Here is a 13,135-nt window from a genome sequence, read left to right on the forward strand (position 1 = left end):
CCAGCCGCCCCGGGGGATCGGTTGCGTCGCGATGCCCACCACCTCGCCGTAGCGGCGGACCTCGCCGCCCTCCGGGATGTCTGTGAGAGCCACCTTGTGGCCCTGCGGCACGAACGCGACGAGTTCCAGCCCGTCCGGAAACACCGTGCCGGCCGGCAGCCCGAAGGCGTTGACCACGATGGCGACGTTGTCGCGGTCGCTCAGGCGGATCGTGCGCGGCACGTCGCCGGCGCCGTGAGGACGGGTCGGAGCTTCGATCTCGGCCTGCATCGGAAATCCCCTCAGGTCGCGGAGCGGAAGCGCCCGGCCAGCGCCTCGGCGTTGCGGGCGAGCAGGCCCAGATCCGAGCCCACCGCGGTGAAGCGGGTGCCGGCCGCGATGTAGCGCTTGGCCAGCTCCTCGCTCGGGGTGAGGATGCCGGCGTGCTTGCCGGCTTTCACGATCCGGGCGACGGCTTCCTCGATGGTGCGGACCACCTCCGGGTGGCCCTGCTGGCCGAGATAGCCGAGGCTGGTGGAGAGGTCGCCGGGCCCGATGAACACGCCGTCCACGCCCTCTACGGCGGCGATCGCGTCCAGATTGTCCAACGCGCGGCGCGACTCGACCTGAACGATGACGTAGATCTCGGACTCACAGCGTTTGTGGTAGTCCGGCACGCGGCCGAACCGGGCGGCCCGGGGCGCCTGCGAGAAGCCGCGGATACCCCGGGGGGCGTAGCGGGTCGCCGCGACCACCCGCTCGGCCTGCGCGGCATCGTCGATGTTGGGGATCATCAGCGACTGCGCGCCCGCATCCAGGATGCGCTTGATGGTGATGGGATCGTCGCTCGGCACCCGCACCACCGGGTGGGTGGCGTTCTCCATCATCGCCTGAAGCTGGACGTAGATATCCCGCAGGTCGTTGGCCGAGTGCTCCATATCGAGCAGCAGCCAGTCGAACCCGGCCCCGGCGACGATCTCGGTCGAGATCGGGCTCGCGAGGCTGCACCACAGGCCGATCTGCTGGCGGTCCTCCCGGAGGGCGGCCTTGAAGCGGTTGGTGAGGCTGTCCATCGCGAGTCCTTCCCTGCGGCTCCGGGCGTCTGCGCGCCGTCCGCGCCATCACGCGCAGCCTTTGACCGGGAGGTCAAAGCCAAAGACTGGATCGACCGATGCGCGTCCTGCATCGATCGGCTCGCCTCAGCGGGACGGCAGGTTCGACAGGATCGCGCGCAGTTGCGCGATCACCGGATCGTCCGCCCCGCGCCGCCAAGCCAGGTGCAGCTCGACCGGCCGCGGTGCCGGCAGCGCGAGCGGGCGGAACACCACGCCCTCGAACCGCAGGTGCTCGGCCGCGGCCGGGACCAGGGCGATCCCCAAAGCGGCTCGGACCAGGGCCAGGATCGCGTGGATCTGCGTGAGCTGCTGCACGATCCGGGGCTGGATTCCCGCCTCGGTGAGCAGCCCGAGGACGAGGTCGTGGAAGTAACGGGCCTCGTTCGGCGCATAGGCGATCAACGGCTCGCCGCCGAGGTCGCCGGGCACGAGGCGGTCGCGCCCGGCCAGGGGATTGCCCGCGGGCAGCGCGACCACGAGGGGTTCGGCGAGCGCCTGGACGGCCTGCAGGTCCGGATGCGTCACGGGCGGGCGCACCAGGGCCGCGTCGAGGCTGCCGGCGCGCAGGGCCTCGACCTGATCCTGACTCACCATCTCGCGCAGCGACAGCGTGACGTCCGGCAGCGCCCGCCGGAGCGCGATGACGAGGCGCGGCAGGAAATCGTACGCCGAGGCCGCCGTGAAGCCGAGCTTCAGGATGCCGCCGCGCCCCGCCGCGACCTGCCGGGTCACGTGAGTCGCGCTCTCGGCGAGCCGCAGGATCCGCTGGGCCTCGGGCAGGAAGCTGCGCCCGGCCGCGGTCAGCCGGACGGAGCGGCTGGTGCGCTCCAGGAGCTGCACGTCGAGGATGCGCTCCAGCACCTGGATCTGCCGCGACAGGGGCGGCTGCGTCATGTTCAGCCGGGCGGCCGCGCGCCCGAAGTGCAACTCCTCCGCGACCGCCGCGAAGCACCGGAGCTGGCTGAAGTCGAACATGGGGGCTCCCCGGCGTGCCGCGGGGGACCATAAGGGATCGCGCCGGAAACCCGAACGCTCCCTCAAAGACCTGAAGCCGATCATCTTTTCCGGATGCTGGCGGCGGCCGTCGAAGATGGGCCTCGGGTGCGTCCGCAGCCGACCCGCGCCAGCCTGTCACGCCGCCGCGGGGCCGGCCTCTACGGGGTCAGCTCGTTGCCGGCGTAGTCGATCTTGCCGTCCGGGCCCTTCTTCCACGCGTACACGACATAGTCGGGCCGGGTGATGTCGCCCTTCGTGTCGTAGGCGATCGGGCCGACAACGGTATCGATCGTCTTGCCCTGGTGCAGCCATTCGGCGAGCGTCTTGCCGTCGCTGGAGTTGGTCTCCGCCATGGCCCGCGCCAGGACCTGCACGGCCGCGTAGCCGTAGAGCGTATAGGCGTCGGGATCGATGCCCCGGGCGTTGAACGCCGCCACGGTGGCCTGGGCGCCCGGGTTCCTGCGCGGATCCGGCGCGAAGGTCATCAGCGTCCCGTCCGCGCCGGGGCCGGCGATCTGCACGAATTCCTTGGGGGCGAGGCCGTCGCCGCCCGCCAGCAATGCGTTGAAGCCCTGGCCGCGCATCTGCCGCACGATCAGGCCGGCTTCGATGTGGTAGCCGCCGTAATAGACGACATCGACACCTGCGGATTTCAGCCTGGAGACGAGCGCCGAATAGTCCTTCTCGCCCGGGTTGATACCCTCGTACAGCACGGGTTTGACGCCGTTGGCCTTCAGGGCGGTCTGCGTCTCCTCGGCCAAGCCCTTCCCGTAGGGCGACTTGTCGTGGACGAGGGCGATTTTCTTGTCCTTGAAGTGCTCCCCGAGGTAGGCGCCCGCCACCTTGCCCTGCTGGTCGTCGCGGCCGCAGGTGCGGAAGGTGTTCCAATGGCCGCGCTCGGTGAACTTCACGCTCGTGGAGGCCGGGGTGACCTGGATGATGCCGGCATCGAGGTAGACGTCCGAGGCCGGGATCGACACGCCGGAGCTGAACGATCCGACCACCATCGTCACGCCCGCGCTGGCGAGCTTGTTGGCCACCGAGACGCCCTGCTTCGGATCGGACGCGTCGTCGCCGATCACCGGTTCCAGCGGGCGCCCCTTGATCCCGCCGGCCTTGTTGATGTCCTCGATCGCCTGCGCGGCGCCGGTCCGGACCTGCGCACCGAAGGCCGCATAGGAACCCGTGAGTCCCAGGGCGATACCGATCTTCCCCGGCGCACCAGTCCCTTGAGCCAGGGATCCAGTCACGGCAGACAGGACGACGAGACCGGACAGCAGCAATCGCCTCATATCACCCCCGGCAGAGAAGACGATACGGGACGCGGAACCTGTCGGCGAAGGATATCCGGGCCCGACGCCATCATACAGCGTACGTCATCCTGAAGCGCAGGGCATTCAACGTCAAGAATTCTTGACTATACTTCCAGTTGTGTATTTCCATACTCGCACGCGCGGCGATAAGAGCTCGTCCTTGCCGGCTTGAGAGGATCGCCGCAGCCGATCCAATGTCAGGAGGAATGCCGCCCGCCAGCGAGGGCCCGCAGGGCCGGGCGCGGGGCGATGCCCGAGCGTTCATCCGGGGGAGCCGGGGCCTTATTCGATCCGCGCGCTCCGGATTCTATCCGCGCACTCCAAGGGCAGACAAACGGAAGCCGCCCTCGATCGTTGCGCGATCGGGGGCGGCTTCCCAGCCGGACCATCATGGATTCGTCCTGCGGTCCCGGGGGCGATCCGTCCGGAGCCGGCGCGATCGGCGCTCGATCAGCAGCTCAGCCGCCGGCCTTCCTTGCGCCCGAAGACGCGCCAATGCGCGGCGCCGGATTCCATCTGACCGTTCGCGATGGCGCGCCGGACATCCGGGTTGCAGCGGAGATACTCGCGCTCGTCGAACCCGTAGGCGGCCCGCCCGCCGCGATCATCGTCCCGGTCGCGGTAGCCGCGGTCCCGGTCATCGTAGTCGCGGTCCCGATAGCCACGGTCGCGGTAGCCGTAACCGTCATCATAGGGGCGGGGCTGCGCGGTGACCGGGCCAACCACGCCCAGAATGCCGATGCTCACCGCAGCCGCCGTCAGAAGCGCCTTCATCGTTTTAATCCTCCCCATCCTCAAATCGGTCGGCTGAAACGCACCGCGCCGGGAATGGTTCGAGCGTCTTGACCGTAGAGGCAGCGACGTCCCGCCCCCATCGTGGCCGCCGCGGACAGGCCGTCGACCCGGTCCGCGGCGGGTCGGACTTTACATCCGGTGCATCATGCGGTGGCGCATGTCGCGACGCATCATGCGGCGCTCCATCCGATGGCGCATCATCCGATGCTCCATGCGATGCTCCATACGACGGCGCATCATGTGGCGCTCCATCCGGTCCATCTGAACGGTGCTGACCATGTCGGCGGGCGCGGCAACGGCCCCGGGGGCGATCGGCGCGGCCGAGGCCGGCACCGCGACGGCGCTGCCCAGAACGGCGATCAGGGCGGCGGTAATGATCGAACGACGCACGGAAGCATCCTTTCTCGCCGCCCCGGAGGGGACGGACATCCTTTGTGGCGCCGTCGCGGGAGCAGAATATCCCGAGGCACCGCCCAGGAAGCCGCGGGCCGACAGGATGGTTCCACGGCCGGATCCGGATCGCCGTTCGCGCGTCCGGGGCCGGTGATGCCGACTTGCATCAGGGATCGCCGACTTCGCCAAGCTCCGCATCCCAACCCGGAACACAGGAACGGCGAGGATTGGAATTTTCCTCGAAGAACCCAGCCTTAGATTACTATATCTATTCTAATCCCAATTATTTTTTGGATATTATTTGGTATATATAACTTATAGTTTTCAGATACCGACGTCATGTTTGATCTAAAAGATGACTTTTCAAATTAAGTTTTCTATCGTAGGTCGCGAGACACGCGCCAAGACCGACGCATGACCAATGGACCATGCGTTACTGGCAATATATTGCATTCGATAAACGAATCCACAACAATCGCCGCGCGATTAAGTCTGCGCACGATTGGAGGCTCTACAATGCATCGCACCGTCGGTTCGGGACTCCTCCTCATCCTGCTGTCGCAGACTGCGCTGGCCGCGGATCTCCCGCGTGCTTCGCAGCCGGATCTCGTCCTGGCGCCGCACTTCACGTGGTCGGGCGCTTATGGCGGCCTGTTCGCCGGGTACGGTGCGCTCGGCGGCGCCGCGCGCTTCATCTGCACGGATCAGGCCGGTCGAGCGGGTGGCGACTGCCCGATCCTCCCGTCGCGGTCAGCCACGGATGGGAGCTTCATCGGGGGCGGTGAGATCGGCTACAACTGGCAGGCGCCCGTCGGCCTCGTGGCCGGTGCCGCCGCGGATCACCAGTTCACCCGGCTGTGGGGCTACCGCCGACAGCAGGGCGACTTCTCGACCGCCGGGGGCTTCCCCATCCCGGACAGCGTCGCCAATTTCGGTCAGCGGCTGGACGACCTGACGACGGTCCGGGGTAAGCTCGGCTTCTCCATCGACCGGACCTTCGTCTACGCGACCGCCGGCTTGGCCGTCGGCAACGTCCGGATCGACAACAACCTGTCCCTGGTCTTGCGCGATGGCCTGAGGCTGCCGCCCGTGGCCACGTTCGACGGTCGCGGCGGTGCGGTGCGCCTCGGCTACGTGGTCGGCGCCGGCATCGAGCATGCCTTGGGTGCGCGCCTCTCCGCGAAGGTCGAGGGTCTGTATTACGATCTCGGCTCCCGGGCGGTCGTGCCCGGGCAGACGGCCGGAGACTTGCCCGGCTATCGCGCCGGCACCCGCGTCACGACGGACGGCTTCCTGGCCCGGGCCGGCCTGAACTACCGGTTCGGAGCCGCGCCCGATCTGCCGCCGGCAGCAGCCGACGGACTCGCCGGCCCCGTAACCTGGACGCTCGAGGGCGGGCTGCGCTACTTCTTCAGCTCCGGCAGCCCCCGCGAGACGCTGAACGACAACTACCGACCGACGCAGGTGAATTCCCGGTTGATCTACGGCGGTTCGCAGGCCCATGCCGGCGAGAGCTTCGCCCGGCTCGACCACAATCCCACCGGCCTGTTCGTCAAGGGCTTCCTCGGGACGGGCGGCGTCACGGACGGCCGCCTCTCGGACGAGGATTTCCCGCCCGCTCTCAATCCGTATTCCAAGACGATCTCGACGATCAAGGACGGCGACATCAGTTATGGCGCGGTCGATTTCGGTTACGATCTGCTGCACCGGGACGGTTTCAAGCTCGGGGGCTTCTTCGGCTACCAGTCTTTCTCAGAGCTGTACAACGGGTATGGCTGCCGGCAGATCGCCGAGAGCCCGGGCTGCGTCCCCTCATACCCGGCCAACCTCAAAAGCCTCGGCGAGACCATGCAGTGGAACGCCCTGCGCGTCGGCGTGATCGGCGAGGCGCGGTTCGATCGCGTCCGGTTGAGCCTGGAGGGCGCCTACCTGCCGGTCGTGGCCGTGGACGGCGTCGATCGCCACTGGCTCCGGCCGTCGATCAACCCGGGGCCCGAAGGGGGCCGGGGCGACGGCTATTTCCTGGAGGGCATCGTCTCCTACGACCTGACGCCGTCCGTCAGCGTCGGCGTCGGCGGGCGCTACTGGCGGATGCAGGCCGACAAGGCGCAGACGACGTTCCCGTTTTCGCCGCCGAGCCCGATCAGGTTCGAGACCAACCGCTACGGCGGCTTCGTGCAGCTCTCCTACAGGCTGGCTGATTTCGGTCTCGGCGAAGCGGGCGCCCAGCCGGCCCTGATCCGCAAGGATTGAGGCGCGCGACACAGGCTGTCTGCCGTACAGGATGGGCAGCCCCCGGCCCGAGGAGACGACGATGCCGTTCCGACACCCATCGCGGCGGCCCGCCCTGCGGCGCGCCGCGGGACGCGCCGTCCGCCTCGCAGCCGGCCTCGGGCTCGGCCTGATCCCGGGCCTCGCCCCCGCCCGGGCGCAGGCCGTCCCCGAGACCATTGTGGCGTGGCACTGCTACCGCAACGGCGCGGCTACGGTGCTGGCGACCGAGAAGACCGACTCGGTCGGCAGCAAGCTCCTGGTGCGCAAGCCCACGGCCGATCTCAAGACCGACTGCGCCGTTGAGCAGCGGCCGAGCGACCGCGTGCTCGGCGTCGACGACACCACGGACGAAGGGTCGTACACCTACATCGCCCTCGCCAAGGCGTTCCTGATCCTCGACAACGGGACGGGGCCGGACCGGGGGCTCGTGATCTACGCGATTCCAGCGGGTCGCAAGCGCCTCGCTGTCGGCTACTCGGTCGCGGGATCCTGCGACCCGACCTCCGGGTGCCAGAGCGACGATTTCCGGATCGACGACACCGGCCTCACCTTCTGGCGGCAGATCGACGAGAAGCCCACGCCCAAGAATTGCCGGGGCTATGCGGGCTTCATGAAGACCACCGGCTCGGCCGCGCTCGAGGAGCGGTCGGTGTTCCGTTTTGCGAGCGGCACGGTCGAGGGCAGCGGCACGAAGCGGTGCACGGCCCGGCAGTAGCGCGTGTCCGGGGCCGCGCCCGATCGCGGCGCGATCGTCCGGCGCGGATGCCGCAGGGAGCTGGCAAGGAATCCGCAACTATCGGGTGAGAAAGCTGCGGCCCAACAGCACCGTCGGTGCGTTGGGGCGCGGTTCGCGCCGGTCGAACGGATCCGCCCGCGCAGATGCACACAGACGCGCCGCCACCGGACTCTGACGGCCCACAGGCCACGCGCGGACCGGAGCCCTGGGACGCCGCCGCCGGATTCGGCCAGTGGCGCCTGGACCCGCGCACGCGCCGCGTCACCCGCTCGGCCGGGCTCGCGCGCCTTCTCGGGGTGCCAGAGAGCCGCGATCTCGCGTTCGAGGACCATTTCGCCAGCTATCATCCGGATGACCGCCCCGCCGTGATCGCGCGGGTCGAGGAAATCCTGTCCGGAGACCGGCCGGCGGTTCCCTATCAGGTGCGAACCCGCATCGTGCGTCCGGACGGGACCGTCCTCGACGCGATCATCCAGGGCGTGCCCGAATGCGGGCCCGACGGCGCGCTCGTCGCCCTGCACGGCATGCTCCTCGACGTGAGCGACCTCGTCCGGTCCGAGCGGCGCGCCCACGAGACCGACCGGCTCCTGCACGGGACGCTGGACAGCATGGACCAGGGCCTTGTGGTGCTCGACGCCGCGCAGCGGGTCCGCGTGTTCAACCGCAGCGCCGCGGACCTGCTCGACCTGCCGGGCGACGTGCTGCGCGTCGGTGTCGCCTTCCCGGATATCCACGCCTACCAGCGCGCCCGGGGCGACTTCGCGGCGGCGGAATCCGGTCTGCGGCTCGGGCTCGCCGGCCGCGATTTGGGGGCGCTCCCGCCGCTGTTCGACTGGCGCCTGCCCACCGGGATCACCCTGGAGGTGCGCCGCTCGGCCCTGGCCGATGGCGGCGCGGTCCTGACCTTCACCGACGTGACGCAGCACCGGATCGCCGAGCAGGCGATGGAGGAGAGCGAGCGCCGCTACCGGCTGCTCACCGAGAACAGCACCGACATCGTGATCTGGTCGGACCTCAGCACCTGCCGCCGCTACGTCTCGCCCGCCATGCGCGCCGTCCTGGGCTACGATCCGGAGGATCTGGTCGGCACGCAGCCCCTCGACTTCGTCCATCCCGACGACGTGGCGGCCTACCGCGCCGTCCTCGATGACCTCACCGGCGGCCGCACCGAACAGGCCCTGACCTGCCAGCGCTACCGGCACCGGGACGGAACGTGGGTCTGGCTCGAGATCTCCTTCAGCCTGACCCACGATCGGGCGACCGGGGCGGCCGATGGCTACGTCGCGACCCTGCGGGACGTGAGCGGCCGCAAGGCCGCCGAGGATGCGCTCCGCCTGAGCGAGGCGCGCTACCGGGCGCTCGCGGACGCGCTGCCGCAGCTCGTCTGGATCGCCAGCACCGAGACCGGGGAGGCGACCTACGTCAACCGGCGCTTCGAGGATTACTACGGCCCGATCGGGCCGTCCCGGGCCGCACGCCTGGCCTGCAACCATCCCGAGGATGCGGAGCGGATGGAGCAGCTGTGGCGCAATGCGCGCGCGCAGCGGACCGGCTACGAGGTCGAGGGGCGGATGCGGCGGCACGACGGCGCCTATCGCTGGCACAAGGTCGTGGTCCTGCCGATCTGGCAGGGCGAGGCGATGGTCGGGATGCTCGGCACCGCCCTGGACATCGACGAGATCGTGACGGCCCGGCGCGCCGTCGAGGAGGCGAGCGGCCTGCTGCGCCTCGCCCAGCAGGCCGCCAAGGCGGGCACGTGGCACCTCGACCTCGACAGCGGCCGGATCACGTGGTCCGTCGAGAGCGCGCGCCTGCACGGGATCGAGACCGATCGGGAGTACGAACTCGACGCGCAGACTTGGCTGACCCTGATCGACCGGCAGGACGGCGCCCGCGCCCTGGAGGCCGCCGCGGCGGCCGCCGAAACGGGCGAGACGTTCTCGATCGAGTTCCGGGTCCCGGATCCGAAGGGCGGCGTGCGCTGGATCAACGGCGTCGGGCGCGCCGCCCCCGGACCGGACGGGCGCGCGCGGCGGGTCATCGGCCTCAACCTCGACGTGACCGCCCGGAAGGTCGCCGAGGCGGACCTCCTCGCCGCGAAGGCCGTGGCGGACGCGGCGCGGCTGGAGGCCGAGCGCGCGAGCGCGGCCAAGAGCGAGTTCCTGGCCGCGATGAGCCACGAGATCCGCACACCGCTGAACGGTGTGATCGGCTATGCCGACCTGCTCCTCGACGAGACCGATCTCGGGCCGGCGGCGCGCCGGCATGCCGACCGCATCCGCACCGCCGGGGCGGCGCTCCTGACGGTGGTCAACGACGTGCTCGACTTCTCGAAGGTCGAGGCCGGGCAGATCGAGATCGTGCCCCGGCCGTTCGCCCTCGAAGCGCTCATCGACAACGCGGTCTCGATCGTGCGCCCCTCGGCCGAGCGCAAGGGCCTCACCCTCGCCGTCACCTGCGGGTCGGACCTGCCGGACTGGGTCGAGGGCGACGAGGACCGCCTGCGTCAGGTTCTGCTCAACCTGCTCACCAACGCGGTGAAGTTCACCGCGGCGGGACGCATCGGTCTGACGATCCTGACCGGCCCGCACAGCCTGCGCTTCGAGATCCACGATACCGGGATCGGCATCTCGGCGGACAAGTGCGACCGCCTGTTCCGGCGGTTCTCGCAGGTCGACGGCTCGATCAGCCGCGAATACGGCGGAACCGGGCTGGGCCTCGCCATCTCGAAGTCGCTCGTGGAGCTGATGGGCGGAACGATCGGCGTCGCGAGTGCGGTGGGGTGCGGCTCGATCTTCTGGTTCGAGGCGGTTTTGCCCGCGGCAATGCCGGCAGCCCCGGTCGCGGCGGCCTCTGCCGCGACCGTCCGCGCGACCGGCAAGCGCCTGCTGCTGGCCGAGGACGTGCCGCTGAACCAGGATCTCGCCCGGACGATCCTCGAACGGGCGGGGCACGCGGTGGACGTGGTGGGCGACGGGGTCGACGCGGTCGCCGCCGTCCAGGCCCGGACCTACGACCTCGTGCTCATGGACGTGCAGATGCCCGTGATGGACGGGATCGCGGCGACCCGGCGGATCCGCGCGCTGGGCGCCCCGCAGGGCCGGCTGCCGATCGTGGCGATGACCGCGAACGTCCTGCCGGAGCAGGTGGCCGAATTGCGCGCCGCCGGCCTCGACGACCATGTCGGCAAGCCGTTCCGGGTCCAGACCCTGCTCGCCGTGATCGACCGCTGGACCGGCGCGCCTGGGGAGCCGGAGCGCCCCGCCGGCACGATCGACCACGCCGTCCTCAACGAGATGACCGAAATGGTCGGCCGCGCGCGGATGAACGACCTGCTGGCGATGCTGGCGAAGGAACTCACCCAGCGATTCGGGGCGGCCGCGCCGGAGGCGAGCCGCGACCGGCTCATGCTCGACGCCCACGCGATGGTGTCGGCGGCCAGCATGGTGGGCTTCGCCGGTCTCGCCGAGACCTGCCGGGCGGTCGAGGCCGCCTGCCGGACGGGGGCGGATGTCGCGCCGATGCTCGGCACGCTCCGGGCCCGCACGGCGGTCACGCTCGCCGAGATCGAGGCCCTGCGGGCGGCCTGAAGGCCGGGGGCGGCCTGAAGCCGGCCGGACCGGCGCCTACGCGGGCGACAGCGGCACGTGCTGGACGGCGCGGATCCGGCGGCGGTGGTGGGGGTGCCGGCGCCACTTCAGCACGGCATAGCGCAGCCGGCTGTAATAGGCGTAGAGGCGCGACCGGTGCTGGCGCCGGTGAGCGAGATGGATGCGGGCGGACCGCGCCGGGGCGGCGACGCGGCTCGCCAGGGCTGTCGGCGCCACGGCGGCGGGCCTCGCGTTCAGGACGGCGACCGGATCCACGTAGTTCACCCGGCGCACGGCCGAGGCACTGCTATAGATCGCGCTCGGCGCCCCGCCGCAGCCCACGCAGAGGGACCCGTTGAGGCGGCTCCAGAGGCGCTGCTCCCGCTCCAGGACATGCCGGTCCTTCACGTCCGACAATTCGACCGGCGACCGCAGCAGCGTCGCGCGGCTTCCGAAATTCGGCTTCTTGAGGATGAGGCCGAGATCGTCGGGCACCTCCAGCATCGGCAGCCGAACCTGCTTCGGCTTCGCATGGACCGGGACCGGGAGGACGACCATCGACGCCAGCAGGGACAGCACTGCGGATTTGAGCGCGAAACGGCGCATCCTGGTCTCCGGTCTGCGTGGACCTCTTCACATAGCGTCAAATCTGCAGGTTCCCTACACCTAATTTTTCTGCGGAATATCCAAAATCACTCGCCAGTTCCGCCAACTCACGGCCAACACTAAGAATACGACTGCGTCTCAGTAGCGGTTGCGGAGATCAGTCAGGCACAGACCGCGCAGGGCGGCGGCCGGGATCCGTGCGAACCCGGGCCGGGCATTCATGTCCTGCGCGAAGGACAGAGCCTGTACCCAGGTTTGCCGTCTAACGGTCGCCCGGCGATTGCCGCGGCGCGGTCCGGGATCGGAACGCATCGCCGCCGCGTGCCGCCCGTCGAGCCCGGCGCCGCACGCGCAGGCTGAATGCAGGCGAGGCATACACCTGCTGTAGACAGGCTGCGCCCGATCATCGATTTCCAGTTGAAATGTCGCGGGGGCGCACGGGCGACGGGAAACGGGACGGCCTGGTCGGGCAAGGGACGGTTCAGATGGATCAAGCGGCGGACGACGTCGTATCCGAGGCCGCGCTCGCCGCAGCCCTCGAAGCCTCCGGCGGCGTCGGCTTCTGGAGGTGGGACATTCCCGAGGACACGGCGCGCGCCGATCCGGTGAGTGCCCTGCTGTTCAACATCAGCCCCGCCCGCTCGCGCGCCGGCGTCAGCCTCTCGGAGATCCTGAAGGCGGTCCATCCGGACGATCAGGCGCATATCTCGCAGGTCATCCTGGACTGTGTTCAGTCCGGCGGCTCCTACACGGCCGAGTACCGCGTGTGCTCGCCGACGGGCCGGCTGCGCTGGCTCTTCACCCGCGGGCATTTCCACCTGGACGAGCAGGGCCGCCCGACCACGGGCTGCGGGGTGATCGTCGAGATCTCGGACAGCAAGTCCGCCGGCACGGCCTTCGCGCAACGCGATGGAACCCTGATCGACGCCCTCAACCGAGCCGCGGACCTGTGCCTGTCCCTGCACGACGCGCTCTCGAAGTTCGGTGAGGCGCCCATGCTGGCGCTGGCCGAGACCCTGCTGATCGAGATCGGCCGGCACTTGGCGGCGCGGCAGCGGATCGCGCGCGGCCATGCCCTGCATTGACCGGCCCCGAGCCCTTGTCGTGACACGCTCTGCGCCGAACCGGGGGCCACTTCGGCGGAGAGCGCCCTAAAAAAGCTCCCGGATCGTCCGCGCGATGCGCGCGGCCTCGTCGGCCTCCACCGGCCGCCCGGTGTCGTCGGGCAGGCCGGGCCCCGTCTGCGCGATGGTCGCGTCGCGCGGGCGCCCGCTCTGCCCGTCCGAGATCGGCGGCTCCTTCGACCTGTCGCGTTCCTGATCCATCGGCCCCTCCTGG

General features: G+C 69.8%; 13 protein-coding genes. 4 read left to right on the forward strand and 9 right to left on the reverse strand.

The window, feature by feature from the left end; genetic code table 11:
• The 6 genes from OXS49_RS19095 to OXS49_RS19120 form a co-directional block, all read right to left on the reverse strand.
• A partial coding sequence (locus OXS49_RS19095) for a UxaA family hydrolase (RefSeq protein WP_267426182.1) occupies window positions 1-270 on the reverse strand: 270 nt, incomplete at its 3' end.
• An 11-nt stretch (window positions 271-281) separates the two neighbouring features.
• Complete coding sequence (locus OXS49_RS19100; RefSeq protein WP_267426183.1) at window positions 282-1,052, reverse strand: HpcH/HpaI aldolase/citrate lyase family protein; 771 nt, start codon at window positions 1,050-1,052, stop codon at window positions 282-284.
• 126 nt (window positions 1,053-1,178) lie between these two features.
• Window positions 1,179-2,069 carry a LysR substrate-binding domain-containing protein gene (locus tag OXS49_RS19105; protein WP_267426184.1) on the reverse strand — a complete coding sequence of 297 codons (891 nt, stop codon included), beginning with the start codon at window positions 2,067-2,069 and terminating at the stop codon, window positions 1,179-1,181.
• Between the two features lie 179 nt (window positions 2,070-2,248).
• Window positions 2,249-3,382, reverse strand: coding sequence for a branched-chain amino acid ABC transporter substrate-binding protein (locus OXS49_RS19110; RefSeq protein ID WP_267426185.1), 1,134 nt, complete (start codon window positions 3,380-3,382; stop codon window positions 2,249-2,251).
• Between the two features lie 471 nt (window positions 3,383-3,853).
• Window positions 3,854-4,177 (reverse strand): hypothetical protein, encoded by a 324-nt coding sequence (locus tag OXS49_RS19115; RefSeq protein ID WP_244002100.1) that lies wholly within the window; start codon window positions 4,175-4,177, stop codon window positions 3,854-3,856.
• 150 nt (window positions 4,178-4,327) lie between these two features.
• Window positions 4,328-4,588 (reverse strand): hypothetical protein, encoded by a 261-nt coding sequence (locus OXS49_RS19120; protein WP_244002102.1) that lies wholly within the window; start codon window positions 4,586-4,588, stop codon window positions 4,328-4,330.
• 519 nt (window positions 4,589-5,107) lie between these two features.
• On the opposite strand from OXS49_RS19120, the gene OXS49_RS19125 reads away from it, so the two are divergent.
• The 3 genes from OXS49_RS19125 to OXS49_RS19135 all read left to right on the forward strand — a co-directional run bounded on the left by OXS49_RS19125 (window position 5,108) and on the right by OXS49_RS19135 (window position 11,191).
• The gene (locus OXS49_RS19125) at window positions 5,108-6,844 is read left to right on the forward strand and encodes an outer membrane beta-barrel protein (RefSeq protein WP_267426186.1); all 1,737 of its coding nucleotides are present in this window, start codon (window positions 5,108-5,110) and stop codon (window positions 6,842-6,844) included.
• Between the two features lie 61 nt (window positions 6,845-6,905).
• Entirely contained in the window at window positions 6,906-7,580 is a 675-nt protein-coding gene (locus OXS49_RS19130; RefSeq protein ID WP_267426187.1) for a hypothetical protein, read from the forward strand.
• A 164-nt stretch (window positions 7,581-7,744) separates the two neighbouring features.
• On the forward strand, window positions 7,745-11,191 hold the full coding sequence (locus OXS49_RS19135; protein ID WP_267426188.1) for a PAS domain S-box protein: 3,447 nt from the start codon (window positions 7,745-7,747) through the stop codon (window positions 11,189-11,191).
• Window positions 11,192-11,227: 36 nt separating this feature from the next.
• On the opposite strand, the gene OXS49_RS19140 is transcribed toward OXS49_RS19135, so the two are convergent.
• Window positions 11,228-11,797 carry a hypothetical protein gene (locus tag OXS49_RS19140; RefSeq protein ID WP_267426190.1) on the reverse strand — a complete coding sequence of 190 codons (570 nt, stop codon included), beginning with the start codon at window positions 11,795-11,797 and terminating at the stop codon, window positions 11,228-11,230.
• A gap of 138 nt (window positions 11,798-11,935) precedes the next feature.
• Window positions 11,936-12,172 carry a hypothetical protein gene (locus OXS49_RS19145; RefSeq protein ID WP_267426191.1) on the reverse strand — a complete coding sequence of 79 codons (237 nt, stop codon included), beginning with the start codon at window positions 12,170-12,172 and terminating at the stop codon, window positions 11,936-11,938.
• Between the two features lie 110 nt (window positions 12,173-12,282).
• Here OXS49_RS19145 and OXS49_RS19150 point away from each other — a divergent pair, with 110 nt between their 5' ends.
• On the forward strand, window positions 12,283-12,882 hold the full coding sequence (locus OXS49_RS19150; RefSeq protein WP_267426193.1) for a PAS domain-containing protein: 600 nt from the start codon (window positions 12,283-12,285) through the stop codon (window positions 12,880-12,882).
• 66 nt (window positions 12,883-12,948) lie between these two features.
• Here the strand turns inward: OXS49_RS19150 and OXS49_RS19155 are convergent, their stop codons facing one another.
• Window positions 12,949-13,122 carry a hypothetical protein gene (locus OXS49_RS19155; protein ID WP_267426195.1) on the reverse strand — a complete coding sequence of 58 codons (174 nt, stop codon included), beginning with the start codon at window positions 13,120-13,122 and terminating at the stop codon, window positions 12,949-12,951.
• Between the last annotated feature and the right edge of the window lie 13 nt (window positions 13,123-13,135).

This window comes from Methylobacterium sp. GC_Met_2, assembly GCF_026540795.1.
Lineage (GTDB): Bacteria > Pseudomonadota > Alphaproteobacteria > Rhizobiales > Beijerinckiaceae > Methylobacterium.

Excerpts from the sequence above, each read along its gene's own strand:
- OXS49_RS19100 (WP_267426183.1), bottom strand. The coding sequence starts at position 1,052 with ATGGACAGCCTCACCAACCGCTTCAAGGCCGCCCTCCGGGAGGACCGC.
- OXS49_RS19115 (WP_244002100.1), bottom strand. The coding sequence starts at position 4,177 with ATGAAGGCGCTTCTGACGGCGGCTGCGGTGAGCATCGGCATTCTGGGC.
- OXS49_RS19110 (WP_267426185.1), bottom strand. The coding sequence starts at position 3,382 with ATGAGGCGATTGCTGCTGTCCGGTCTCGTCGTCCTGTCTGCCGTGACT.
- OXS49_RS19155 (WP_267426195.1), bottom strand. The coding sequence starts at position 13,122 with ATGGATCAGGAACGCGACAGGTCGAAGGAGCCGCCGATCTCGGACGGG.
- OXS49_RS19145 (WP_267426191.1), bottom strand. The coding sequence starts at position 12,172 with ATGCCTCGCCTGCATTCAGCCTGCGCGTGCGGCGCCGGGCTCGACGGG.
- OXS49_RS19125 (WP_267426186.1), top strand. The coding sequence starts at position 5,108 with ATGCATCGCACCGTCGGTTCGGGACTCCTCCTCATCCTGCTGTCGCAG.
- OXS49_RS19130 (WP_267426187.1), top strand. The coding sequence starts at position 6,906 with ATGCCGTTCCGACACCCATCGCGGCGGCCCGCCCTGCGGCGCGCCGCG.
- OXS49_RS19140 (WP_267426190.1), bottom strand. The coding sequence starts at position 11,797 with ATGCGCCGTTTCGCGCTCAAATCCGCAGTGCTGTCCCTGCTGGCGTCG.
- OXS49_RS19105 (WP_267426184.1), bottom strand. The coding sequence starts at position 2,069 with ATGTTCGACTTCAGCCAGCTCCGGTGCTTCGCGGCGGTCGCGGAGGAG.
- OXS49_RS19150 (WP_267426193.1), top strand. The coding sequence starts at position 12,283 with ATGGATCAAGCGGCGGACGACGTCGTATCCGAGGCCGCGCTCGCCGCA.
- OXS49_RS19135 (WP_267426188.1), top strand. The coding sequence starts at position 7,745 with ATGCACACAGACGCGCCGCCACCGGACTCTGACGGCCCACAGGCCACG.